The following is a 25717-nucleotide window of genomic DNA, read 5'->3' on the forward strand; positions in this document are numbered from 1 at the left end:
AGATTCAAGGAGTGCGTGACTCAGAATGCTTGTTCTCAGCCAGTTTTTCCGCGTATTTGGCCAGGTCTGAGGATTTGAGGCGATTCATGCCGACAGAGGTGTCGTTGATATCAGAGAGCAGGTTGTCTGCATCGACCTGCATGCGAACGGGGAGCCGCACGGTAAACTGACTGCCGCGACCGAATTCACTCTCGAGAAAGACTTCCCCGTCCAGCAGCTTGGAGAGTTCTCGGATGATGGAAAGTCCCAGGCCGGTGCCTTCGTAAGAGCGGCTCATCGTATCCCGGGTTTCCGAGTTCGATTTCCCCTGACGGAATTTCTCGAAGATGAATTCCTGCTCATCCAGGGGGATCCCGATGCCATTATCGCGGACCAAAAGATCGAACAGTTCCGGATCGTCTTCACAGAGGGTCGCCGAGACATGCACGCGGCCCCCTTCCGGCGTAAACTTGATCGCGTTGGAAAGCAGGTTGTTCAGGATCTGCTGAATCTTGACCGAATCCTGGAAGAGGATCGGGATCCTGGGATCGATTTCCGATGTAAGTTCGATATTCTTTTTATCGGCCAGGGGGAGCATGGTTCCCACGCGACGTTCGATAAGATCCGCGATGGAAATCTCCGAAAGCTGCAGTTCCATTTTGCCGCTCTCGATTTTTGCCAGGTCCAGCACATCGTTGATCTGAGCGAGCAGGTTTTTCCCCGACATCTGAATGTTGGCGACGTAGCGTTTCTGTTTCTCTCCCAGATCTTTGGAGTTCGCCAGGAGATCGCTGAAGCCCAGAATACTGTTCAGCGGCGTGCGGAGTTCGTGGCTCATCGTGGCCAGGAACTCGTCCTTGAGTTTATTCATCTCGTAAAGTCGGAGGTTCACCTGGGCGAGTTCATCGACTTTGGTATCGAGGTCGGTGTTGACGGTCCGGAGCTCTTCCTGCACCGTAACGAGGTGCCGCAACATGCGGTTGAACGCGTAGCTCAGTTCTTCGAATTCATCCCCGGTACGAATGTCGGCTCGCAGATCGAGATTGCCGTGCGCGATTTCATCGCTGACGTCCTTGAGGTGCAGGACCGGCTTGACGATCACATACCGCACGATGGCGTAAGCAGCGAGCATCGCCAGGACGGCGGTGATCAAAGCTGAAGCGACGTTGATTGCCCGGTTCCAGTTCTGGGCCTGTTCCACCTTCTGGGAGGGGAAGCGAATATTGACGATGCCGATCAGCCCCCCGAGTTCGAGATCCGGATCATCGTGCAGACGATGACAGGAGACACAGGATTCGGTGGCATGAATGGCGCTGTAATACTGGAATTTTCCCTCAGACACATCGGCGTAGAAGATTTCATTCTCACCCTGCTTGATGCGTTCGAGCGCCTCGTAGCCGGCACTGTCGATGGGGCGTTCCTTGGAGTCGGCGTTAGAAGGGTTGGCTTTGAAGACCGACCAGCTGTAATTTCCGAGGTCTTTGGACTTCACCGACTGAGCGATCTTTTCGATCAGCTCGCGGTATTCCTTGTTGTTCTCGGACCACTTCCAGTGCTTTTCCAGAATGATGGGGGCTACCAGCAGTCGGGCGGAGGTCACGTTTTGCTCATCCAGCACCTGGTTGTTCATCCAGGTATTGAGGGAGAAACTGGCGGTAATCAGGACCATAAGCCCCCCGCCGAACAGGAAGCGGCACTTCCGTTCGAGATTGGTTTCACCGAGCAGTTTTTTAAAAACGCGATACGACATGGACTTCCAGCTGCTAACGAATCAGGATCAGACCAAGGCCCCGAGCCCGAGTATCCTCTGATCTTATTCCAAAATTACGCGGAGAGAAAAGCACGATTCGCCAATTCTACTCCCAATTCATTGAAATATCTGAGAAATCCTCAGAGGCTGTGACCGACCTGGCAACAGGGACAGTAGAAAGTGGAACGCTGCGCCTGCACGATGCGAATGATCTCCGCGCCCCGGCAGGTGGGACAGTGTTCTCCCGCCCGGCTGTAGACGCGGTGATGATTCTGATAGCCGCCCGATTTGTTCAACGCATTCCGATAAGTGCCATCGCCGAGTGTCGAACCTTCGTAGCGGATGGCGGTCTTTAGTATCTTGCGCGTCGCCTGATGCAGGGCTTTGACTTCGTCTGCATTCAGTTCATTGGCGGGGCGCTGGGGATGAATCCGGCTCAGATGCAGAATCTCACTGGCGTAGAGATTCCCGATGCCGGCGACCATTTTCTGGTCCAGTAAGGCGACTTTGATCGCCCGGCTGGTGCGGGCACACCGCTGCTCTAGTTCCTGGAGTGTCAGTGCCAGGGCATCCGGACCGAGCTTTGCGGGGCCGAGCACGGTCTCCAGTTCGGCTTTGCGTAATAATTGAACCGTTCCCAGTCCACGACGGTCCCAGAACCAGAGTGATGTCTGCTTGCGCCCGTTCTGCAGACGCCATTCCAGGCGGAGGTGTTCGCGATCCGGCGGATCGGAGAGTAACATCAGTCCAGTCATGCGGGGTTCAATGACGAACGACTCCTCGTTCTCCAGGTCCAGAATCACGCGTTTCGCGAGTCTCCTTACGGAAACCACCGACTGATTTAAAACCCTGCCCTGGATCGACTTCAGGCCTGGTTTCATCGAAATCGGCTTACAGGTACAGCGGCATTTGACGAATTCACGGATCCGGGCGCCTTCGACGGCATCGCGAATGCCCCGCACCATGGTTTCCACTTCCGGCAGCTCTGGCACGATTATACTTTCTCTAGCAATGGTAGCGGTTCTGCGTTGTCAACAATTTTGAACGAAGTGTTTCTATTCTACTACCTGTAACTGTTCTTTCGATGTCAGCGTTCAGCTGAAACAGGAAGAAGAAGAAATTTGAGATTACGCTTGACGTTGGGCCAAAGTTGGACGATCCTAGATCATAAAGTACTTAGATCCCCTATCTTGCAGAACGTGTACACACGGCCTGCAAATCGAACCGTCAAATATCAGTGCCAATCGGAGAGCGTCCATGCGCCCTAAAAACCCTCGAGTCGGCTCCAGTGTTGTTTCAGTTCTGGCAACCATCGCCTGTTTATCAATCGTACTGGCAGTCACGTTTTATCTGGTGAACCGCCAGCCTCAAGTTACCGTGGAAAAAGTGGAGGAGCAAATTCAGACTCCTGCAGAAACCCCACTGGTCATGGAAGAACAACAGGAAGAAGTTGTGGTTGTGCCGGAACAAACTCCTGAACCGGTTCAGGAAACTCCGCGAGTCACTCCTGAAGAAATGGTCGCCGCTCAACTGGCTGCCGGCGAATTTGGTCAGGCGATTGAAACCGCAGAGACCGTCGCTGACCTGAATGAACGCACCATGCTGCTGAAGATGGTTGTCAAAGCCCAGATGGATTCCGGCGACTTTGTTGCTGCCCTGGGAACGATCAACCGGATCCCGCTGGCTGAAGCCCGCTCTCAAGCAATGAGCGAACGGGCCCAGGCCATGTCACTGGCCGGGGGTTCTCAGCTGGCCGACTTCACCGAACTGATTCAGCTGATTCAGACACAGACTTCTGGTCTCTGGTCAGACACCGGGGAAGGTGACGGGGAAATCAGTCAGTTTTCCAGTGGGGTCAAAGTCGATCCTAACGGACTGCTGCATCAGATCAGCCAGCAGGAACGCAACGGACAGCTGGCAGCTCTGGGCATCAAAGCCCGTCAGGCTAACCTGAATCAGAACGTCGCTCAGAACAGCCAGCTGCGTCTGGTTTCACTGACACGTTTGGAACAGCAGGTAGAGCAGTTAATCGAAGAAGGTCGTTCACCGGTCGAAACCATGAAAATGCTCGCCGGTCTGACCAAAGTTCAATACATCTTTGTTTACCCGGAAGAGAACGAAGTCGTGATCGCCGGTCCGGCTGAAGCCTGGATCTACAACGAGCAGGGCCAGGCAGTGGGTGTTGAAAGCGGACGCCCCGTGCTGCAGCTGGACGACCTCGTCACCGTATTACGGACCTTCTCTGATCAGGGTGAAAAAATCTTCGGCTGTTCTTTCGATCCCCGTCCTGAAGGACTGGCCCGTGTGAAAGAATTCGTCGCTCAGTCTAATGCCCGTGGACCGCTGCACGCTGGTGGCGGTGTTCGGAACTGGACCCGTCAGCTGAAAGACAAACTGGGCGTCCAGGACATCACCCAGTACGGTGTGCCTGACACTTCCCGTGTGGCTCGTGTTCTGATCGAAGCCGACTACCGGATGAAAATGATCGGGATCGGCAAACTGGACGCTGGTGCGAACATCCCCAGCTACTTCGATCTGCTGGCCAAAGAAAACTCACAGTCGGCTCAGAAGCTGGAAGCACTTCGCTGGTGGTTGACCATGAAGTACGATTCCGTACTGCACAACCCACAGCGGACCGCCTTCGAGCTGGTTGGCTCTTCAGTTCTCTGTCAGTCTGAAAACCAGATCGTGACCAAAGAAGGTCAGCGTCTGCAGACCGGTCAGGCCGAAAAGCTGAACCGCGAATTCGCTGCGAACTTCACAAAACATTATCAGGAACTGGCCCAGAAAGATCTGGTTTACGCCGACCTGCAGAACATTTTCGATCTGGCCCTGGTCGCTGCCCTGATGCAGAACGAGCAGCTGGCTGACCGTGCCGGTTGGGAAATGAATGCCTTCGCTGCGAACGGCATGTATCGTCCCGCTGAGTACAAACCTGCTCACACAGTCGAGACGGTCGTCAATCACCGGGTCTACAACGGCAAAGACGTTGTGGTTCAGGTAGCCGGCGGTGTTCGCGTCGATACGGCATCGGTCGTCAAGAACCAGAACAACCTGAAGGTCTCTCCCGAAGTGGGAGCCGTCTCCACCAAATCACAGGCCCCGGCTCTGCCCGTCGGTCGCTGGTGGTGGGATCTGGCTAACTAAGCCCGGACTATCATAGTTGAAATAAAAAAACCGCGGTCTGGAAACAGACCGCGGTTTTTCTTTTGCCTGGTACTCAACTCTTTATTTCACGTATCCCTTAATGCCGACCGGCTTGAGGGTCTGCGGGAAATCACGGGGTGCCGTGTGAGCCTGTTGCATGGCTTCGGTCATCTGTTTGACCTGCTCCGGATTCTGACTGGCGAGGTCCTTCGTCTCGCCGACATCCTGTTTCAGATTGTAGAGTTCAATCGGCCGGTTCATCCGGTTCTGAACTGCTTTCCAGTCTCCCATCCGCAGTGCCCGGGAACGAATCTGGCCTTTGGTGTATTCCCAGTAAAGGTAATCATGCTTTTTCTGAGTTCCCTTCCCGAGCAGGGTCGGCACAAAAGAGATGCCGTCGATATCGACTCCGTCGGGAACATTGGTGCCTGCGACCTGCGCGAACGTCGGCAGGATATCCCAGAAACCGATCTGCAGATCGGAAGTGGTCCCCGGGGCAATCTTACCGGGCCAGCTGGCAATGAAAGGCACCCGCAGGCCGCCTTCATACATGGTTCCCTTGTGTCCCTTGAGGGGCGCATTACCGTGGAAGAAATCGGTCATCTCCTTCCAGTTGCCCCCCTGCCCTCCGTTGTCTGAGGTGAAAATCAGCAGTGTATTATCGCGGATGCCCAGTTGCTCCAGCAGCGTGACAATGTCGCCCACATGATCATCGAGTCGAGAGACCATGCCGGCGAAGGTGGTCAGGCCATCTTCAGAACCGATGTAACCAGGGCGTGGATCCTGAATATCCTGCCTGGGGAATTTTCCCTTGTAGGGGCGTTCGGATTCCTCGGGCACCACCAGTTCCACGTGAGGCAGGATGTAAGGCAGGTAAGCGAAGAAGGGCTGATCCTTGTTTTTGCGGATGAATGACTTGGCGTCGTCGTGAATCAGGTCATGGATGTAGGTACCCCGCCCGCCGTTTTCGTTCTCGGGCAGCATGACCTTGTCGTCATTCCGCCAGATCCAGTAAGGATAGTAAAAGTGAGCATGCACCTGCAGGAGCTGACCGGTAAACTGATCGAAGCCCTGCTGTGTCGGTCGGCCGGGGGTGCCTTCATAGCCCAGTCCCCATTTGCCGAAACAGCCTGTGGCGTAGCCGGCTGATTTCAGCACTTCGGCGACGGTTTTGTCTTCTTCGTAGAGCAGCTGATTCAGATCATTGGCGCGAACCGCGGTATGCCCGGTATGCTGACCGGTCATCAGCACACTGCGTGAAGGCTGGCAGACCATGCTGCCCGCGTAAGCCTGGGTGAACTTCATCCCGTCTGCTGCCAGCTGATCAATGTGCGGCGTTTTGATTTTCGTCTGGCCGTAACAGCCGACTTCCGCATACCCCAGATCGTCTGCCATGATGAAAATGATATTCGGTTTCTGCTGATCAGCGGCGCGGGTGACCGTGGTCAGAAACAGATTCAGACAGCTCAAAACTGTCAGCAGTACTAAACAACGTCGAAGCATTATGCCATTCCCTTTCGAATGTGTGGATTTGGTTTGTTTTTGAAAGATTTACATGTGTTAAATGTTTTGAAAACTCAAATTGAAAAAACGCTTTGAATTGGTCTTGACCGATTCCGGGGGAACTTCTATTCTCCCCGCACCATTAACGTTCAAGTTAATGAAAACAATTTCAAGAAGACAATTCCTGTTACCATCACACCTCAGAATGACAGTTATCATTCTCTGTTTCAACCTTCAAGCAAATACCGGTGTTCGTTGAGTGATTTCATTCACTCAACGGAAAGATCGAATGCCCGAGGCACGGACGCTGAGGCATCGATCTTTTTTGAAGTCACTCCAGACTGATACCTGCCAGACCGTGAATAACAGGATGAAAATTTAAGGCGAACAATCGCCTCCCGGAAGTGGTGCATGTCCTTCCCCCCCTGGGCTACTGCTTCCGGGAATTTTTATGCGCAAAGGCCCGTCTCGTTGAGGAACTCACGAGACGGGCCTTTGTTTTTGCATGCGTTCTGGATCAGTTTCAACCCTCTTCAGGGAAACCATCCATCTTGCCGATCACGACGATCCCGGATTCAGAGACAGTAAAACCCCGTTTTTTATCCTGCTCGAGGTCATAGCCGATCTCGCAGCCTTTGGGGATCGAAACCCCTTTATCGATGATCGCATTCCGGATCTTGGCATGTCGCCCGACGTTCACGCCGGAGAAGAGAATCGAATTATCGACCTCGGCCCAGCTGTTGACGCGGACATTCGAGGAAATGATGGACTGGCTCACGCGGCCACCGGAAATGATCGACCCCGGACAGACCATACTGTCGACCGCCTGCCCGACGCGGGGCTTGGAACCTTCGCTCTGGGCGAAGACGAACTTCGGTGGTGGATCGGGTGCCTGGTACGAGCGAATCGGCCAGGTGTTATCGTAGAGGTTCAGCTGCGGATGCACGGAGACCAGGTCCATATTGGCTTCATAGTAAGCGTCAATGGTTCCTACGTCCCGCCAGTAATAGCCGTCGCCGGTGTTCTTATCCTGGAAGGGATAGGCACGGATCAGGTGGTCATCAATGATCGAGGGAATGATGTTCTTACCAAAATCGTGCGCGCTGTCGAGCTGAGTAGCATCGTAGCAGAGGCGTTCAAACAGGAAATTGGTGTTGAAGACATAAATCCCCATCGAAGCCAGACTCTTATCCGGGTGCGTCGGCATCGGGGCGGGGGAAGCGGGTTTTTCTTCGAACTTGACGACCCGCATGTCATCGTCGACTCCCATGACGCCGAACTGGGTTGCTTCGATGCGGTCCACGGGAATACACCCGATAGTGACTTCGGCCCCTGATTCACGGTGATCATTGATCAGTTTTGAGTAATCCATTTTATAAATGTGATCGCCGGAGAGAATCAGAATGTAATCGGAGCGGGCGCGTTCGATGGTATAGATATTCTGATAGACGGCGTCAGCGGTTCCCTGGTACCACTGTTCGTCAATTCGCTGCTGGGGAGGCAGGACATCGATGAACTCATTGAGCTCCCGGCAGAGGAATCGCCAGCCCAGGTTAATATGACGGTCGAGACTGGCTGCCTTGTACTGGGTCAGAATCAGAACCCGCCGCAGTCCACTGTTGATACAGTTGGAAAGGGTAAAATCGATAATCCGGTAACCGCCTCCAAACGGTACCGCAGGTTTCGCCCGATCCCGGGTGAGAGGCTCAAGACGCGATCCCTTGCCTCCTGCCAGTATCAATGCCAGGACATTCCGCATAGCTATTCCTCCTGAATATGGAACAAGGGTAAGCGAAGGCTCCCTCGCTCCATTAAATGATTCTGATGATGACTCAGCCTATGTTGTATCATCCTCTGCACACGAAAGGAATTCTAAAAAACTCTGTTTTGCAGAAGTTCAATTTTCTTCAGGAAGTTTCGCATTGTCAGAGTGTCAAGTTGACGCGTCTGACATTTCAGAACTGTAACTTAATGAACTTCAGACAGATCTCACGCTTGCGGCTTCTCTCCCGGAATCGATCGATTTATAATTTCGCGTGTTCGACTCTCACCTTCCAGATTGCGGAGAATGCATCCATGAGCACCACTGACGAAAAACTCACCAAGTCCTTCTACGATCGCATCAGCCATTCTTATGACGCGCTCGCCGATTCCAACGAGCACGTGGCGCGTGAAAAAGGGTTGGCAGCCCTGGCTGTTTCTGAGGGAGAGACAGTACTCGAAATCGGGTACGGCACCGGCCATTCGCTGGTCGCTTTGGCAGAAGCAGTGGGAGAGAGTGGCCAGGTTTGCGGGGTAGATATTTCCGATGGCATGCAGAAAGTCTCGGAAAAACGCGTGGCCGAGGCAGGTCTGGCTGATCGGGTTAAACTGTCGGTCGCCAATACACCTCCGCTGCCTTTCGATGACAACACCTTCGATGCAGTCAGCATGAGCTTTACCTTGGAACTGTTCCCGCTGGAAACCATTCCGGAGGTGCTGAAAGAAATCCGCCGGGTCCTGAAACCGGGAGGACGTCTGGGAGTGGTCTCAATGGCTCTCACTCAGGAAGGGGAAAAAGACAGTTTCCTCGAGAAGACCTACAAATGGATGCACCAGCACTTCCCGCACATCGTGGACTGCCAGCCGATTAACGCCGTCGGCTTTCTGAAAGAGGCCGGCTTCGAAATCAAGGATGAAAACAACCTTGAAATCTGGACCATGCCGGTCGCAGCACTGGTTGGCGTTTCCCCAGCCTGATTGAGCGGGGTCGGGCCGTTCCCGCTGCAGGGTGTTTTTGCTGGCGAGGCGGGTACGTATTTCGTAAGATATCAGTCTAACCCAATACGACCCGCCCGGAAGTTACATTCACGCCTTGCAGACTGGAACCTCAACATGAAATCACGCGCTTACACTTCGGCATTTGCCCTCTTCTGTTTTGTCGTCAGCTCGGTTCTACCTGTGCTCGCTGAAGAGAAACAGGGTCCACTGGAATTACCGCGGGTCGAGGCGTCCTACCATCGGCCCTATTATTCGACCACGTACGAGCAACCAGAGAATCCCGCAGAAGGACAGCTGCAGATCGGCGTGACGTACACGCTCTGGATTCCCGAGGGACTCAAGCAGGTCCGCGGGATCATCGTACATCAGCACGGCTGTGGTGAAGGGTCCTGCAAGGGGAGTGTCACCGCGGCTCATGACCTGCACTGGCAGGAACTGGCCCGCCGCAACGGGTGTGCCCTGTTGGGACCAAGCTTCCACCAGGTACAGGCGCAGAACTGCCGCCTGTGGTGTGATCCGCGAAACGGGTCCAGCCAGGTCTTCACCGACTCACTTAAGAAGCTGGCGGAGCTTTCCGGTCATCCCGAAGTTGCGACGGCTCCCTGGTGTCTCTGGGGCCATTCGGGGGGCGGATTCTGGTCGAGCCTGATGCAGATGCAGTATCCCGAACGGATTGTCGCGATCTGGTTCCAGTCTGGTACCGCCTTTGGATACTGGACGAAGGGTGAGATTGAAGCTCCCACGATTCCCGCAGCAGCGATGCAGATTCCAATGATGGCTAACCCGGGGTTCAAAGAGAAAGGTCACGAACGGTTCCGCCGCGCCTGGGATGGCAGCCTGGCGATGTTCAAAGCCTATCGTGCCAAAGGGGCTCCCATCGGCTTTGCCCCGGATCCCCAGACGGGACACGAAACCGGGGACTCTCGCTACCTGGCAATCCCCTTCTTCGACGCCTGCCTCAAGCTGCGGCTTCCGGACCAGGTGGGATCGCCGTTGAAAAAAGTGAATGTAGAACAAGGCTGGCTGGCACCGTTGAACAGCCAAGAGACGCCGGTTCCCTTTGATCAATATTCCGGCGATAAAGCAACTGCGGTCTGGCTGCCCAATCAAACCGTCGCGCTGGCCTGGCTCGACTTTGTGAAAACCGGTGCTGTCGGAGATCAGACACCCCCGCCGGCACCGACCAACGTCAAAGTCAACGCGAAGACCGGCACGATCACCTGGAACGCGGGTATGGATTTTGAAAGCGGTCTGCAACAATTTCTGGTTCAACGCGATGGAAAGACCATCGGACAGGTTCCCGAAAAACCAACCAATCGCTTCGGTCGCCCGCTGTTTCAGAACATGAGCTACGGCGATACTCCCGTACTGCCGCTACTGAAGTTTCAGTTCGTGGATAAAACCGCTGAACCGGGGCAGGCGCATCAGTATGAGGTGATCTCCGTCAACACGGCGGGGCTGAAATCCGAGTAAGCGTAACAGCTATCAGTTGGAGCGGCTGAGTAATCAGCGCCCTGTCACTTAAAAGATCCATTGTCTGATTTTCTGTACCTGTGACCTGAGCTGGCGCAGAAAATGAGGGCGTGCCGGCGTTGTTTGCGGTTTCGCCACCTTAGAGATCAAATACTCGCGAAGTTCCCGGTTCTGAATTAGTTCTTCCTCGGGATGGGGATGTCCCTGACGAGACAGGTGGGCCAGGTAGCTCTGCATCAACCAGACCAGCTTCTCATTACCCTGGAAATTTATCGACTCATACACCAGGTCCAGATCCCTGGCCTGTGCAGCCGCATCTGCATCCTGAAACAGCTGAGTTCCCAGTAACTGGCCCAGATTGACGGCAATCACCCAGCAGATTTCGAACATCATCCCGTCGTAATTGGATCGGATTGTATTCGTTTGATGGATACGGTAACTCATCAGAGGCTGTTCAATCAGCTCACAGGGGAACTGCCCTGCGACCCGCAGCAGATAATCCCAGTCATGCACAAATCGCAGATCCCGCATACCACCGACATTTTCGTATACCGACCGTTTCCACACCATGTTACTGGTAGTGGCGACAAAGTTACTTGCCAGGAGATTCAAACTGAAGTTGCCGGTCCGCTGAAACGTGTGTGCGGGAGATCCCAGGTCCCAGGGGGGCATATTTTCCCAACCCCGTTTTACCTTAAGCAGATTGCTCTGTTCATCGATAACGTTGATCCAGGAGGCGACCAGCCCCAGGTTCGGATTATCACGGAATCGCTGAAGGCAGACTTCCAGCCGCTCGGGTTCGTAAAGATCATCGGAATTGAGGACTGTCAGAAAGTCCCCCCGGGCCTGCTTCAGTCCACGATTTATGGCAGCGTGCGCACCAGCATTCTCCTGGGAAATCAGCTGCAGACGCGGATCCTGAAACTGTCGGATCACTTCCAGACTGCGATCATGTGATCCATCATCAATGACGATCAGTTCCAGATTCTGACAGGTCTGATTCAGTACAGATAAAATGGCTGATCCGATATACTGCTCGTGATTGAAACTGGGAATCACGACTGACACCAGGTTATCCATTACCATTATTACGCTGCCTTCTTGAACTGGATGGCCTCACGGAACAGACCGTCATACTGTGCAGAGATATTCTCGACACTGAAGCGGTCGAGAATCTTATTTCTGCCTGACTTCAGGTTCTTCACGTACTGTTCCCGTTTCTCCTGAAACTGCAGGAAATACTGCACCAGATCTGTAGCACTGCTATCCACGGGGATTGTCATTCCGGCTGAATACTCTTCCAAAATGTGGCCCACATCTCCCACATTGGTCGATAATACAGGCACTCCCAGACTGAGTGCTTCCAGCATGGCGACCGGCAGTCCCTCATAGGCGGAGGTAAAGATCATACCCCGGGAAATCGCGATCAGTTCCAGCGGGTTTTCCACAAAGGGAATGCGAACCAGGTTTCGGAGACCCGCGGAACGAATTGATGCGTCAACCTGCTCCTGCAGTTCCCCGTTGCCCACCATCAGGAAGCAGGTTGAACTGCCTCTCTCCTGAAGCAGTTTCAGCATTTCCAGGAACAGCAGCGGCCTTTTCTGAGGAGCGAGGCGAGCCAGAAAGATAAAGTAGTCTGCATCAGCAGAAAGTCCGTGCTGATGGCAGACCTGTTGCGCGTTATGCTCCGATTGCGAAAACTGGCGGATCCGATCGGAATCCAGGGCATGATAAATCTGACTGATGCGATCCCGGGGAATACCCTGGTCCGTTTCCATCACGGTTTCAATTTTCCGATTGATGGCCACGAAGCGGTCGAAGCTCTGAATCCCGGGGTCTGTATAATGTTGAATCCACCCCGCCTGTTGATCATAAACCTGATGATCGATAATCGGGATGTCTGCAAACAGCTTTCGAATCTGTTGACTGTGTGCCAGCAACCAGGGAGAACCATTGGTGAGCAACAACAATTCGGGACGGCAACTCTGTTGCAGCACCTGCAGGAGATTCAGGAAATCTTCGGGGGCAGCAATTTCGGCGAGGTCGTAGATATCACTGGTCAATTCCTGCACCTGATGATGCAGACTGCCCTGGCATAGGGAGTGCTTTTCCGTCGTAATCACCACGAAATGATATTCAGACTGGAGTGCTTTCATGATCACAATCAGATTCCGTTCCGCGCCCCCCACCGCCAGATAGACAGGAAAAACAAAGACGATCTTTTTATTCCTGGTTTTTGCCAGGTTGTTCAGACAGAGCTGTTTGGATAACTTAGCGGCCAATACCCGTGAAGGCTGCAATGTGAGCGGGGCTTTAAGTATCTTTGACTCAGCAGATGTGACAGGAAAGAGCTTCTGCAGGCTGACTTCCCGTACCTCTGGTGGAGCAGGCTGGAGCCTGATAATGCGTCCCATCCGGAGTGTGGCATTCCTGTCCGCGAAAAAGAATTTTCGCTTCAGAAACAACTGAGCCGGCAGATTCCTGATCCCCACCACCGGTTCCCACTGATAGGACCAGGAAATCAGCAGATACTCATACCAGTAGCTGGCCAGCGAGAGCAGTGCATTTTTGAATTGAAATAATCGGGGCAGGTCAAACTGGTCACGTATCTGTAAGGCATAGTCAAATTCAAGCGAGCGTAAATCTTCCGTGACTCCTGTGAGGTGATCTGCTTCAAATTCAAAGCCGCGTTCAGTCTGAGTGACGAACAGCACGGAACGTCCCAGTTCCTGAAAAAATTCCTGTCTGACTTCCGGATCGACCATCACAGCGGAAATGATTGCGACTCTGGGGAATTCATGATCCGTCGGTTGAGCCAGACGGATTTTCAATCGAATTCGTCGTAGCGACAGTCGGCGGATCCGTTGATAAGTCCTGCGCAGGAGAGAAAATTGTCTGAGGTATTCTCGCGTCTGATTCAGTGCCAGTTGCTTCAAGTCCGGCTGTGCCAGCAATTCTCCGGATTCCTGCCGCACGGAATCGCTGATCAGCTCTCCCAATTCCCCCAGACTGAACGGAATCAGCCGATAATGCAACAGACGGAAATACGACTGCAACAGATGAAACCAGTTCCGTTCACGCGTATCATATTCAGTTGAAATCGTCAGTCCACAAAGCTGGTTACAATAATCGCGTCCAAAGTAACGATCGTAGAGAAACTGTTCGACGCGGGACCGGTCGGAAAAGTTGTCACCAGACAGGACGCCCGCAGAAAATTTCAGTTTGAATAGCTGGGAATACAAAATCGAGAGCAGTTTCCGCTTGTGTGCATCTTCCGGATTCATCTTCAGGTCTGCTTCGAATTGTTCACACTTGCTGAGCACATCGGGTAGTTGCGGTCGAGGCAGTGGGTCCGAGAAAGCTGTCTGCTGGAAATCATGATATTGACAGATCAATTCTGAAACCCGTAAAAGGTCGTCGATTTCCGGATGCAGTTCGACAAAGACCCGGGCCATTTCTCCAGCTGTTTCCTGTCGCCGGGAGAAACGCCGGACATCGTACTCATGAAAATGCAGGGCGCAGGCAGACGGTGCATAATAGATTTTCATTCCGCGTTTTGAGAGCCGATAGGCAAGTTCGATGTCTTCGAAATTGACTTTGTAAAAGCGGGTATCAAACTTAATGTTTTCTGTGGCCAGCATCTCTCTGGAAACACTGACATTGCAGGTATAGAAGTGCCTGAAATCAGTATAACTGTTTTCCGGCAGCACGCTATAACTGAACTGCTCGTGCCCGATTTCTGTGATATGCCTGATCAGGTGGTTCTGTTCCTGTTCGGGATGCCAGTCGACTTTCCCTAAAATCGCGACCTGCTTTCCGAGTCGACGCCCGAGACTGTCGTGCACATCCAGCAGGTTGGCTGCGGGATAAATATCGTCGCCCAGAAATAAAAGTCGCTGCCCCCGGGCAGCGGCGATCCCGCTGTTACGGGCGCTGGCAGGGCCGGCATGCTGATTTTCGAGAATCTGAATGGGCAACTGCTGCTGGTACGATTTCAGGATGGCGCGTGTCTGATCCTCAGAACCATCGTCGGAGAAGATCAGTTCGTAGCTGACACTGGTGAAGGCATCGACTTCCAGCCAGGCTGACAGTAATCGGGACAATCGCTCTGCACGATTGTAAGTGGGGATGATGACGCTCAGATCAAGAGATTTGCCGTCCGGGATCGGACCGGGTTTAAATAATCGCAAGTAGTTTTTTGGGGGAGACACTGGAATCCGTTTCATGTTACACGAAGCTGAAACTCGGTAGGACAAAGAGCATTGACAGCCGTGAGGGGAAAGCCGCGAAATGGTACAGTTTTATATCTCAGAAAGCCTTCTCAGAAAAGATCAATTCACCAAGCCCCGAACATAAACATACATCCACATACCGGGTCCAGTTCCATCTCAGGAAGCTCAGGATTTCGCCCTGTACTGAACAGCATCCTGTTTCGTAACCCCTTTCCTTTTTTATGCTTTTACCAAACTAATGTATTTATGAATAGAACTCACCGGTTTGCAGCTGCGTCAGGCCCATTCAAATCTGATATGATGCTTACTTTGCGAGCAAGCGCGGCGTTGAACGTATCCTGCCAGAAAAGCGCCCTGCGGGAAGGATTTCAGTTCTCTGCCCAGATATCTGACTGGTGAGCGATTGATGCCGCTCAGATCTTCGCCAGACGCATGAATCAGTCAAGGGGAACTGCTATGAAGTGAGTTCGAATCCCTGCGAAGTGCTGGTGAAGTGCTCCGAATATGCTGCGAAATGATTTGAAAATCAGGGAGACATTTGGAAGGTATGCCTGTTGTTCCAGTGAAAAACGGGAAAAATCGACGGCGATTCAGGTGCTGCTGAAGAACCGGTTCAACAGATTCCAGTGCACGCATCATCCGCCTCGCGCGCGAAGCACAATTGCACAACAATACGATTCGGTGAGGGGGGTTCAAGATCAGTCTGTTCAGCTGAAAATTGAGTGCACGAGCGATAATTATTTACTACCACGAAATGCACGAATTTTTGAAGACATGCATCCATGTTTGTGACAGCAGATAAGCGATCTAAACAATCGCGATAGCCTGAAGTTTTCAAGAGCAGCAAATCCGCCTGAGTTAACTTCATTCCCCCGGATATTTATCCCAGCGATAGGCGACTTTGGAGTTCTGCCAGAAGACTTTATCGAGGGCTGCCTGCCCTTTGTCCTGCAGATAATCGACCAGTATTTTCTGTAGCGTTACATAGTCGGCGGCCCGTTCGGAGACGGGCCAGTTACTGCCGAAGATCATGCGGTCGACACCAATCTGGTTCCAGATGACATCCAGTGTCGGACGGTAATAATCCACATCTGAGGGGACATCATTTGGACGATGACGCGAGGCACCTTCCACCAGGGCAGAGATCTTGATGAAGACCTGCTTCTGATCGGCCAGTGCTTCCATGTAACGCCGCCAGTCGGGATCGATTTCGTCCCCCTTGATCACGACGTTGCCGATGTGGTCAACAATGATTCGCAGGTCGGGAACCTGTTGGGCGACCTTGCGGGCTGCATCCAGAGTCACTGGGCCGCCGTTGAGATCGACCTGCAGGCCCTTGTCGGCCATGAATTTCAGATCGTCGATGAAGCGGGGTTGGGAGAGTCCTGGTTCGACCAGGTTATGATTCACGCGGATGCCTTTGTAGATCGGGTTTTTAGCAAACCGTTTCAGTTGCTGACGAAACTGGGGATCGCCGGGAGTCAGACGTCCGACGAAGCCGATAATCACCGGGTTGTCTTTCGCGACATCGAGGATCCACTGGTTGTCTTCGACCAGTTTACTGGCCTCCACGACCACCGTCGCATTGACCGGCTGGTACTTCTTCAGCGCCACGAAGTCTTCAGGAAGGACGGTCCGGTAGAGCGATGAATTCTTTGGGGGCCAGGGAACGCCCTCGGGACGGCTGGGATCGTAGAAGTGGGTGTGGGTATCGACGACCTTCTGAGGCAGTAGTTCCTGTGATTTCTCCGCAGCAGCCCAGCTTAGACCAGTCTGAGCAGCGACAATGCCTGCAGAAGCCGATTTCAGGAAGTGACGACGATTCATGGATTGCATGGGTGTACCTCGAGGCTTGTGAAACTGGATGTCTGTACGCCGTTCTTTACAGCATACCAGAACTCGGACCGCTGGCCAGTCAGAATTCATGCGGAGGAGCGAATCTCCAAGGCTCACGTTTGAACAACGAGCCCGGCTTGACTTATCTATTTTCACAGACAGTCGCTCTGAAGGGCCGAATCAGGAAACGCACTTCCCATAGAGGGCTCGTTTTGCTAACTTTCACGCACTGTCTATCTTACTATGCATCTTATGGGAGCCTGTTGCCAGGGTTGGCAACGTGCAAATTCAACGGACCTGAGATTGTGATGCCCCAGCCGGAAAACCGTAATTCGAAATGGAATCAGGGTGAGGAACTCACGTCTGAAGCGGAAACGGAAGCGGTCGACAGTGGGGAATACAGTGATCTCGCCGATGAGACTGCCCAGGAAGCGGACTGGTATTCACAGGAAATCGACGACGATGCCGACGAATATGACCTCTCCCTGAAGTTTGAAGACTTTGCACCGCTCTGGCTGCAGAAAGCCAAGTCATTATACGACAGCAACCCGGAATGGTCTGTGGCCTCTGCCCTGGGTGTTGTGGCATTGGTTCTGACCACCCTGCTCTTTCTGTCCATGCCTGCGCCTTCTAAAGAACCGGTGGCCGCAGTTTCTGAACCGGAAATTCCCTTTGTTCTGGAACCGACGGTCACTTACCAGGACTTTGACTCGGAGCCCATTGATACACGTCTCGAAGTCGAACCGGACGCCGCTTTGCCGGTGGAACTGATGGAGAGTGAACCGCTGCTGGTCTCTTTTGGAGAATTGCCAAACACTCTGGTAGAACACGCAGCACCCCGGGAAAGAATGCCGGAATTTACGCTGCCCGATTTCAACATCCCTCCCGAGCCTCCAGCGGCGGCGCCTGAACTGGCGATGAATGTTCAACGAATTCAGATCATCGAACGCGAGATGCTCGACCCTGCGATTGACGAACCATTTCTGGTTGAAGCGAACCCAACGGCGATAGCGGATCCACAACAACTGGAACCAGGCGATCGGCTGCTGTTTGATCGTAGCTGGCAGCGCATCGATCTCGTCCGGGCGGATCAACAGTCCGAGCCCGCCATTCGTCCCACCTTGTACCACGAACGTTTTCCGGGAGGAGAACATGTGCAGGTCGGACGCGAGCAACCACAGGAACGGAGCCGACTGGATCACCTCACACGCGTGACGGCACCACGTCAACAGGAAGAGCTCGAAATTGAAATCCGTAAGCAGGCTCCTCAGGAAGGGTCTTCTCAAAAACTGTTGACTTATTCCATTCTGGTTAAGAATGGAGGCAGCTCACCCGTTTATGATGTGCAGGTAGAAGAGACGATTTCTCCGACGGCGAGTCTGGTAGATCTTTCACCGTCGGCTGAGGTCAATCAGAATCTGGTCACCTGGAAACTGGCGCAACTGGATGCCGGCGAAGAACGGGAACTGCAGGTTAAAGTCTTTCCGAATCAGGAAGGTCAGGTACAGACCAGTTCCGCAATCCGTCTGGCCTCGAATGTGACTTCGGCCACCGAAATTACCGCCCCCGAACTGGCTCTACAGGTCAAGGGGCCCGTAGCGGTCACCGCGGGTGAAGTGTTCGCGATGGACTTTGTGGTAACAAATGAGGGACAGCAGTCCCAGTTGGATGTGAGTCTGAATCTGGATCTACCCGAAGGTCTGACGCACGACCAGGGACGTCAGTTGACTTTCAAAATTGATCAGCTGGCAGGAAATGAATCTCGAAGGTTGCGTGCCCGGGTGAAAGCAGTCAAAACGGGACAGGTCACCTCACAGGCCGTACTCGTCCTGCAGGGACGCTCGCTGGAAGAAGCCGCTTTGCAGCAGGAAGTCAGTGCTCCTGCTCCTCAACCAGAGGCCAAGCCAGCCGCACCACAGCAACCGGCTGCTCCCGCGAAGCCAGCTACTCCCACGCCAGCACAGCCGGCTCCTGTAACGGCTCCCAATTGCCCCTGTCAGCCGCCTGTCTATTATCTGCCTGTTCCCTGGATGATCCCCTGAACAACGCAGAGTTGAATGGCTCTCCCGACTTCGGTTACTATCAACGCTGAACCCAGCATATGAATGTAACCCTGGAATCAATGGAGAACTTACCATGTCTGCCTGCCTCTCGGTAACGTCGTCACGCCTGTTTCTACTTGGCCTGCTCGTATTCCTGGTGAATCACCAATGCACTACCGCATACGGACAGCAGCTGGATCGTAAACAGGGAGAGATGGCAGGAGAGGTCGATTCCAGTTCCGTTATACTCCAGTCTCGACTGACGGCTCCTGATCTGGACAAGATGGGCGATGTTCCCGGCAGAGCAGGTGTGGGGCGTTTTGAAATCTCGACGGACAGGAGTTTCGCCAAATCGCGTTATACGGACTGGCTGACGGCCAAACCCGAATCTGACTTTATCCTGAAAACAAAGGTCACAGGCCTCCAACCGGGAACCCGCTATTACTATCGCCTGCAGTTCGGCGCAACAGAAAACAAAACCGAAACGGGCCCTGTCAATACATTCCAGACACTTCCCGCCCCCGAGACAGTAGCTGAAATGTCCTTCGTGGTCGTGACGGGAATGAATTATCGCGCCTTCTACAAAGGGCTCGCCGGGCGTCCCGCTTACAAGGGAAAAGATCGCGACCTGGGATTTCCGGCACTGGCCAGCATCCTCAAGCTCAAACCGGACTTTTTCGTGGGTACCGGGGATAACGTCTACTACGATCACCCCTACGACAATCCTGCCAGAACTCCAGCCGAGTTGAGAAAGAAATGGCACGAACAGTTCGTGCAACCACGCTATGTCGATCTGTTTGCAAACGTGCCGACCTATTGGGAAAAGGACGACCACGATTTTCGGTACAACGACTGTGACTTATCAAAGAAGAAGCGTGAGCCGGGAGTCGAACTCGGACTGGAAACTTTTCGCGAACAGGTGCCAGTCGTGGATCCGGATGAGAGTGATCCGATCACTTACCGTACCTATCGTATGGGCAAGCTGCTGCAGGTCTGGTTCACTGAGAATCGAGACTATCGCAGCAACAACCGCGACAAAGATGGTCCGGAGAAAACGATCTGGGGGAAGAAACAGCGTGCCTGGCTGCAGGAGACTTTGCAAAAATCAGACGCGACGTTCAAGGTGCTGATTTCTCCTACGCCAATGATCGGCCCCGATGGAAAAGGAAAAATTGACAATCACACCAACATCAATGGATTCCGCCACGAACGTGATTCGTTCTTTCAGTGGATTAAAGAGCAGAAGCTGGACCAGAACGGATTTTACATCGTGTGCGGCGACCGTCACTGGCAGTACCATTCGATTCATCCTACCGGTGTGGAAGAATTTTCCACCGGTGCCCTGGTTGATGCTAACTCGCGGCTGGGAGTCGCCCCGGGAAACAAAAAGGGGACCGACCCAGAAGGCCTGGTCAAGCAGCCATACACTTCGAATCCGGCTTCAGGTGGTTTTCTGTATGTCAAAGTCACGCCGAAAAAGGAAGATTCGAAAGCTCTGCTCCAGTTTCTGTTTTATGACGAGCAGGGTAAACTGCTGCACCAGGTTGTTAAAACGCAGCCTCTGAAACCCTGACAAAGAGTATTGAAGTTGCCTTGCATCCGGTGATTCACCAAAGCTAGCATAAATAAAGTCCGTTTCCGGTATGACACTTTACTGATTGAGTCGCACATATGAACCATGCACTACGCCTCGCAAGTTTTCTGATTCTGACCGTCAGTCTCGTGGTCTGTCACCTCGAAACGGTTATTGCAGAGAACGCTTCACTCGGCACGATCAGCATCAGAGCCGGGAAGACTCCGCTGCAAAATCAACCAGTGAGCGTGGACCTGCCTGATTCCCAAGCGGTTACTCAGCCGGTGCATCTGATTGATCCCGCTTCGCAGGAAAAGATTCCGGCCCAGATCGAAACCCGGGACGGGCAGTCAAGCCGTCTCTGGTTGATTTATCCCGGCACATTGGCAGCAGGTGAGACAAAAACGCTGGAACTGAAAACGGGAGCAGCACCTGCGACCCGCGAAGTGACGATCAAAGATACGGGTAAGGCTTACCAGATCTTGATTGGTCAGCATGAAGTCCTGTCCTACAACTACAAGCATGTCCCCGCGCCGAAAGACCTGCATCCGCTGTATGGCCGAAGTGCTCATATTCACCCGATCGTCACACCAGATGGCAAAGTCGTCTCGGATGAATTTCCTCCCGACCATGCTCACCAGAGCGGACAGTTTCTGGCGTATACCAACTGTATTTTTGAGGGACGCCCTACCAATTTCTGGGAGATCAAGAGTAACAAGGGCCGCGTACGGTTTCATAAACTGCTGGCAAAACAGTCTGGTCCGGTGTTCGGTGAATTACAGGTCGAACAGGAATTTGTCGACCTGACAGGACCTGCTGAAAAAGTCGCTTTGAAAGAGATCTGGACCATTCGAGTCTGGAATCAGCTGGAAGCGGATCCGAAATACTGGATGTACGACATCACCTCCAATGCACGCTGTGCGTCGGACAGCCCGCTGCTCCTGCCTGAATACCATTACGGCGGCATGGCGATCCGCGGTGGTCGGGGCTGGACGAAAGAGAACTGCCGTTTCCTGACATCGAATGGAAAAACCCGCGAAAACGGCAATCACGACCGCTCCCGCTGGTGTGATATTTCCGGACGGAAAACAGCCGATGAATCCTTCGGTGGCTTTACGATTTTAAGTCATCCGCAGAACTTTCGCTTCCCGGAGCCGGTTCGCATTCATCCCTCGATGCCTTACATGGTTTTTACCCCCAGTGTGCTCGGCGCCTGGAAAATAGAACCCGGGACGCCTAATATCAGTCGCTACCGATTTCTGGTTCACGATGGTCCGGCGCTCTCAAACACTGACCAACTCTGGAACAGCTATGCCCACCCACCCCAAGTCGCATTGAAACTGTCTGCTCCCACCGAAACTGAAAAATGAAAGTAACACAATGATCTGGGACCTGCACTGCCACCTCTCCGGGGTGGATGGAAAAACGGTCGATGAACGCATCGCCCAGTTAATGGTCTATGCTGACCGGATGGGCGTAGAACGCCTGATCTTTTTTATGGGCTGGCCCTTCCTGATCGATCCGACGCCCAAACAGTTCCGCGAGCAGAACGATCAGGTCATGCAGGCCATCAGCCACTGGCACGATCGGGCGTTTGGCTTCGTCTATCTAAACGCCAAGTATGTGGATGAAAGTCTGGAAGAACTGGACCGCTGCGTGAAAAACGGTCCCATGATCGGCGTTAAGTTATGGGTCGCTGCCCGCTGTAATGATCCCGCCATCGATCCGATTATCAAACGCGCGGGAGAACTCAAGGCCCTGATCTATCAGCACACCTGGTTTAAAACCGGGGGGAATCTGACAGGCGAATCGACGCCCAGCGACCTGGCCCTGATGGCAGCCCGACATCCCGAGATCCCCATCATTGCCGGACACACCGGAGGCGACTGGGAACTGGGTCTGCGGGCGATTCAGAACAGCCCCAATCTCTACGCGGGAATTGGTGGCTCCGATCCGACGGCCGGGATGACGGAGATGGCCGTCCGCACTTTGGGAGCCGAGCGAGTGCTGTATGGCAGCGATATCGGCGGCCGCAGTTTTTCATCTCAACTGGCAAAGGTTCAGGGAGCTGATATTCCCGAGGTATCTAAACGACTGATTCTGGGTGGTAACCTCAAGCGACTGTTGACCCCCATTTTGAATGAGAAGGGGATCAAAGTATGATTTATGACGTCAACGTTTATCTCTCACAGTGGCCGTTCCGCCGTCTGCCCAATGATGATACCGCCTCCCTGGTCAGAAAGCTCAAACAGAATCAGATTCAACAGGCTCTGGCCGGCAGTTTCGATGGACTGCTCCACAAAGATCTGATGTCGGTGAATCAAAGGTTGGTCACAGAGTGTCAGACTAAAGGGGAAGGCATCCTGGTTCCCGTCGGCAGCATTAACCCGCGACTTCCAGGCTGGGAAGCGGATGTCATTGCCTGTCATGAAAAGTGGAAGATGCCCGGCATCCGGCTGCATCCGAATTATCACGAATACGAACTCAGTGATCCTGCCGTGAAGAAGCTGTTTGCCCAGGCAGCCGAGCGTGGACTGTTCATCCAGATTGCCATGCGGATGGAAGACGATCGGACGCATCATCCGCTGGTGCGTGTTCCCGATGTGAATTTTGAAGACTTGCCAGGTCTGATGAAACAGCATGAACAGCTGCAGGTCACCATCTTGAATGGCATGAAGTCACTGCGAGGTGCGAAGCTGACCCGCTTGACGGAAAACCCGAACCTGACGATTGAGATCGCGATGCTGGAAGAAGTGGGCGGAATCGAGAAGCTGATGAAACAGGTGCCGTATCAGCAGATCCTGTTTGGTTCTTACTATCCGTTTTTCTACCTGGAATCGAGCTTGAATAAACTCAGAGAATCGCAACTGGGCCAGGAAATTGAAACCAAAATCATCTGGGAGAATGCACAGAATCGGTTCGTGAAGAGACAATCGTAAGGACTGAGCTTACTCGGTCCATTCCAGGTAGGGATCGAGGCCCATTTTATGAAACATCTCGATACGGAATTTTTCCTGCTTGAGCATGTCACGCCGCTGTTTGCGATGCAGTTTTTCAAGGAAGTCCTGCGTCTTCTTGAAAAACGAAATCCAGCCGGGTGACAGTTCGCCGCGTTCATCAGCTTTCGCAGAGCGGATGATCTGATTCAGCTGGTTCAGTTCCAGGCAGCGGAGCAGTTCATCTTCCAGTGAGAGGAAAAACTGATAGTGACCAGGGTCACCCTGACGAGCCGAACGACCGATTAACTGACGGTCAATACGGGCCGAGGTATGCATTTCCGTAGCGATCACATGCAGACCGCCATTTTCGCGAACGATGTCTTTGAGCAGGATGTCGGTCCCCCGCCCGGCCATGTTGGTGGCGATCGTCACGCGGGCAGGTTCGCCCGCTTTTTTGACGATCTCAGCTTCCTGTTCGTGATACTTGGCATTCAGAATCTGATGCGGAATCGCCTTCATCGCCAGCAGATCTCCCAGTTCTTCGGAGGCTTCCACCGATGGGGTTCCGACCAGAATGGAACAACGTTTTTGACGCAGGCGTTCGATTTCTTCGACCACCGCCATCCGCTTGGCCTGCAGTGTTTTGAAGACGCGGGGAGGACTTCCTTTCCGCAGACAGGGGCGATGGGTGGGGATCGATGTCACTGAGACTTTATAGGTTTTTCGAATCTCGCGTTCTGCCAGCGCCGCGGTTCCGGTCATCCCAGCCAGATGGGCGTAGTTCTGGAAGAAGCTCTGCACGGTAATCCGCGCTGCCTGACCTGTGGCTGCGGTAATGGGGACATGTTCCTGGGCTTCGATGGACTGATGCAACCCGTCCTGCCACTTACGGCCTTCCATCATACGGCCCGTGGATTCGTCGACGATGACCACTTCATCATTCACGACGACATAATCGCGATCTTTCAGAAAGCCGAAGCGGGCAATCAGCGACTGTTCGACCTGTTTGTAGATGCGTTCGGTGTCTATCGAATCCAGCAGCGAAGGCTTGGGCATCAGCAATACTTTGCGACAGCCCTGGTCAGTCAGATAAGCAGACCGTTTTTTGGGCTCGTAAACGTAATCGACTTCAGATTCCAGTTGATGCGTGGCCCGGTTGCTCCAGCGGAAGAGGTTTACGGAAGCCGCATCATTGGGCTGAATCAGACCGATAATCAACGGTGTTCGGGCTTCATCGATCAACACACTATCAGCTTCGTCAATCAGGGCGAAGTAATTTCCCCGCTGAACCAGTGGTTCCTTGCCCGATGATTTGTGATTGGAAATGGCTTGCTCTAACTGCCCCGGGGCACTGGCTCCAATGCGAATGCGATCCCTGAGAAAGTCAAAGCCCATTTCATTGGCGGTGCCGTAGGTGACATCGAGACCGTAGGCAATGCGTCGATCTTCATCTTCCATATCAGAGGTGATGCAACCGACGGACAATCCGAGTTTATTGAAAACAGGGCCCATCAGTTCTGAGTCACGTTTCGCCAGGTAATCGTTGACGGTGACTACATGACAGCCTTTGCCCATTAGCGCTCGCAAATAAGCGGGGAGCACGGCTGTCAGCGTTTTTCCTTCCCCGGTCTGCATCTCGGCGATGCCCCCTTCGAAGAGCGCGATTCCCCCCATAAGCTGTACAGGGAAATGGGCCATTTTCAGGGTTCGCCAGGCCGATTCCCGTACCAGGGCGTACGCCTCGGGCATGATTTTCCTGAGAGGCTCGCCCGATTTGGCGCGCCAGCGCAATTCCAGAGAATAGCGTTCGAGTTCATCATCAGTCACTGTCTTCAACGCTTCCCCACGCTTAATAATCTGATTAGCCTGGGCGCGCCAGCGGGAGAGCCGGGATTTAGCAGGGCGAAATCCGGTTTTCATCCAATGATAGCTGTGCGATGAGATGCTCAAGTTGCCTCCTCGAACGTTTGAAACACAAATCTGAGTATCAGTCAGCCGCCTGTTGATCTCTGAAACACAAGAAAAGGCGAAGCTTACTCAACTGAAAGACGCTTCTGGACGTGAAAGATAACGCTGAAAGTCAAAACGAAAACTCAGAGAGCCTGAAGTTCTGCCTCGTGATTCCTATTCCCCACAGAGAGTTGTAAATCACTGTGGAATAAACACTTACCCTCTCTAATATCCAGTGAATCTGTCCACTTTCAGCATCATTTTATCCAATGAACGGATCTACAACCAAACAAAAAAGTGAAAAACCCCACCCGGTCTTTAAAATGGTTTCACCACGATAAGTTGTTACGGTCCGTTGACTTAAATCAACATTTCGCATCATGTTCAGCAGGTAAATGTTAGATCGAAGTCAACCAATCGTCATATTCGATGCAGATTGTTTTTTGGCTACGTCATATAGAAACAGACCACCCATTCGGTACAATTGCCCTAAAGAATGAAAACATTCCAATTTACCTGTTTTTTTAGGTAGT

The 25717-nt window shown here is 53.1% G+C and carries 16 protein-coding genes; 8 read left to right on the plus strand and 8 right to left on the minus strand.

What is annotated here, in order from left to right:
- Nucleotides 1–4: 4 nt before the first annotated feature.
- Together FYZ48_RS08030 and mutM are read right to left on the minus strand one after the other, a co-directional pair.
- Entirely contained in the window at nucleotides 5–1729 is a 1725-nt protein-coding gene (locus FYZ48_RS08030; RefSeq protein WP_149339185.1) for an ATP-binding protein, read from the minus strand.
- 140 nt (nucleotides 1730–1869) lie between these two features.
- Nucleotides 1870–2721, minus strand: coding sequence for a bifunctional DNA-formamidopyrimidine glycosylase/DNA-(apurinic or apyrimidinic site) lyase (gene mutM / locus FYZ48_RS08035; RefSeq protein ID WP_149339187.1), 852 nt, complete (start codon nucleotides 2719–2721; stop codon nucleotides 1870–1872).
- Between the two features lie 265 nt (nucleotides 2722–2986).
- Here mutM and FYZ48_RS08040 point away from each other — a divergent pair, with 265 nt between their 5' ends.
- Nucleotides 2987–4876 carry a DUF1598 domain-containing protein gene (locus tag FYZ48_RS08040; RefSeq protein WP_149339189.1) on the plus strand — a complete coding sequence of 630 codons (1890 nt, stop codon included), beginning with the start codon at nucleotides 2987–2989 and terminating at the stop codon, nucleotides 4874–4876.
- 81 nt (nucleotides 4877–4957) lie between these two features.
- Here FYZ48_RS08040 and FYZ48_RS08045 read toward each other — a convergent pair whose 3' ends face one another.
- Both FYZ48_RS08045 and glgC read right to left on the minus strand, forming a co-directional pair.
- Nucleotides 4958–6379 carry an arylsulfatase gene (locus FYZ48_RS08045; protein WP_149339191.1) on the minus strand — a complete coding sequence of 474 codons (1422 nt, stop codon included), beginning with the start codon at nucleotides 6377–6379 and terminating at the stop codon, nucleotides 4958–4960.
- A 523-nt stretch (nucleotides 6380–6902) separates the two neighbouring features.
- Entirely contained in the window at nucleotides 6903–8138 is a 1236-nt protein-coding gene (glgC, locus tag FYZ48_RS08050; RefSeq protein ID WP_149339193.1) for a glucose-1-phosphate adenylyltransferase, read from the minus strand.
- A gap of 317 nt (nucleotides 8139–8455) precedes the next feature.
- On the opposite strand from glgC, the gene FYZ48_RS08055 reads away from it, so the two are divergent.
- The gene (locus FYZ48_RS08055) at nucleotides 8456–9118 is read left to right on the plus strand and encodes a class I SAM-dependent methyltransferase (protein WP_149339195.1); all 663 of its coding nucleotides are present in this window, start codon (nucleotides 8456–8458) and stop codon (nucleotides 9116–9118) included.
- Nucleotides 9119–9253: 135 nt separating this feature from the next.
- Nucleotides 9254–10612: a PHB depolymerase family esterase gene (locus FYZ48_RS08060; RefSeq protein WP_149339197.1), complete on the plus strand. Its 1359-nt coding sequence runs from the start codon at nucleotides 9254–9256 to the stop codon at nucleotides 10610–10612.
- Nucleotides 10613–10660: 48 nt separating this feature from the next.
- Here FYZ48_RS08060 and FYZ48_RS08065 read toward each other — a convergent pair whose 3' ends face one another.
- The 3 genes from FYZ48_RS08065 to FYZ48_RS08075 form a co-directional block, all read right to left on the minus strand.
- The gene (locus FYZ48_RS08065; RefSeq protein WP_149339199.1) at nucleotides 10661–11698 is read right to left on the minus strand and encodes a glycosyltransferase; all 1038 of its coding nucleotides are present in this window, start codon (nucleotides 11696–11698) and stop codon (nucleotides 10661–10663) included.
- A 2-nt stretch (nucleotides 11699–11700) separates the two neighbouring features.
- Nucleotides 11701–14802 (minus strand): glycosyltransferase, encoded by a 3102-nt coding sequence (locus FYZ48_RS08070; protein ID WP_187781923.1) that lies wholly within the window; start codon nucleotides 14800–14802, stop codon nucleotides 11701–11703.
- 906 nt (nucleotides 14803–15708) lie between these two features.
- A complete protein-coding gene (locus FYZ48_RS08075) occupies nucleotides 15709–16680 on the minus strand; it encodes an amidohydrolase family protein (protein ID WP_149339203.1) in 972 nt (323 codons plus the stop codon).
- Between the two features lie 308 nt (nucleotides 16681–16988).
- Here FYZ48_RS08075 and FYZ48_RS08080 point away from each other — a divergent pair, with 308 nt between their 5' ends.
- The 5 genes from FYZ48_RS08080 to FYZ48_RS08100 all read left to right on the plus strand — a co-directional run bounded on the left by FYZ48_RS08080 (nucleotide 16989) and on the right by FYZ48_RS08100 (nucleotide 23234).
- The gene (locus tag FYZ48_RS08080) at nucleotides 16989–18722 is read left to right on the plus strand and encodes a DUF11 domain-containing protein (RefSeq protein ID WP_149339205.1); all 1734 of its coding nucleotides are present in this window, start codon (nucleotides 16989–16991) and stop codon (nucleotides 18720–18722) included.
- A 94-nt stretch (nucleotides 18723–18816) separates the two neighbouring features.
- A complete protein-coding gene (locus FYZ48_RS08085) occupies nucleotides 18817–20295 on the plus strand; it encodes an alkaline phosphatase D family protein (protein WP_198422191.1) in 1479 nt (492 codons plus the stop codon).
- A 98-nt stretch (nucleotides 20296–20393) separates the two neighbouring features.
- Nucleotides 20394–21665, plus strand: a complete 1272-nt coding sequence (locus FYZ48_RS08090; RefSeq protein WP_149339207.1) for a DUF6807 domain-containing protein — start codon at nucleotides 20394–20396, stop codon at nucleotides 21663–21665.
- A 10-nt stretch (nucleotides 21666–21675) separates the two neighbouring features.
- On the plus strand, nucleotides 21676–22458 hold the full coding sequence (locus FYZ48_RS08095) for an amidohydrolase family protein (protein ID WP_145042475.1): 783 nt from the start codon (nucleotides 21676–21678) through the stop codon (nucleotides 22456–22458).
- A complete protein-coding gene (locus FYZ48_RS08100) occupies nucleotides 22455–23234 on the plus strand; it encodes an amidohydrolase family protein (protein ID WP_149339209.1) in 780 nt (259 codons plus the stop codon). The genes FYZ48_RS08095 and FYZ48_RS08100 overlap by 4 nt, the downstream gene beginning before the upstream one ends.
- A 9-nt stretch (nucleotides 23235–23243) precedes the next feature.
- On the opposite strand, the gene FYZ48_RS08105 is transcribed toward FYZ48_RS08100, so the two are convergent.
- Nucleotides 23244–25184 (minus strand): preprotein translocase subunit SecA, encoded by a 1941-nt coding sequence (locus FYZ48_RS08105; RefSeq protein ID WP_149339211.1) that lies wholly within the window; start codon nucleotides 25182–25184, stop codon nucleotides 23244–23246.
- Nucleotides 25185–25717 lie beyond the last annotated feature (533 nt).

The sequence above is a fragment of the Gimesia chilikensis genome (genome assembly GCF_008329715.1).
Lineage (GTDB): Bacteria > Planctomycetota > Planctomycetia > Planctomycetales > Planctomycetaceae > Gimesia > Gimesia chilikensis.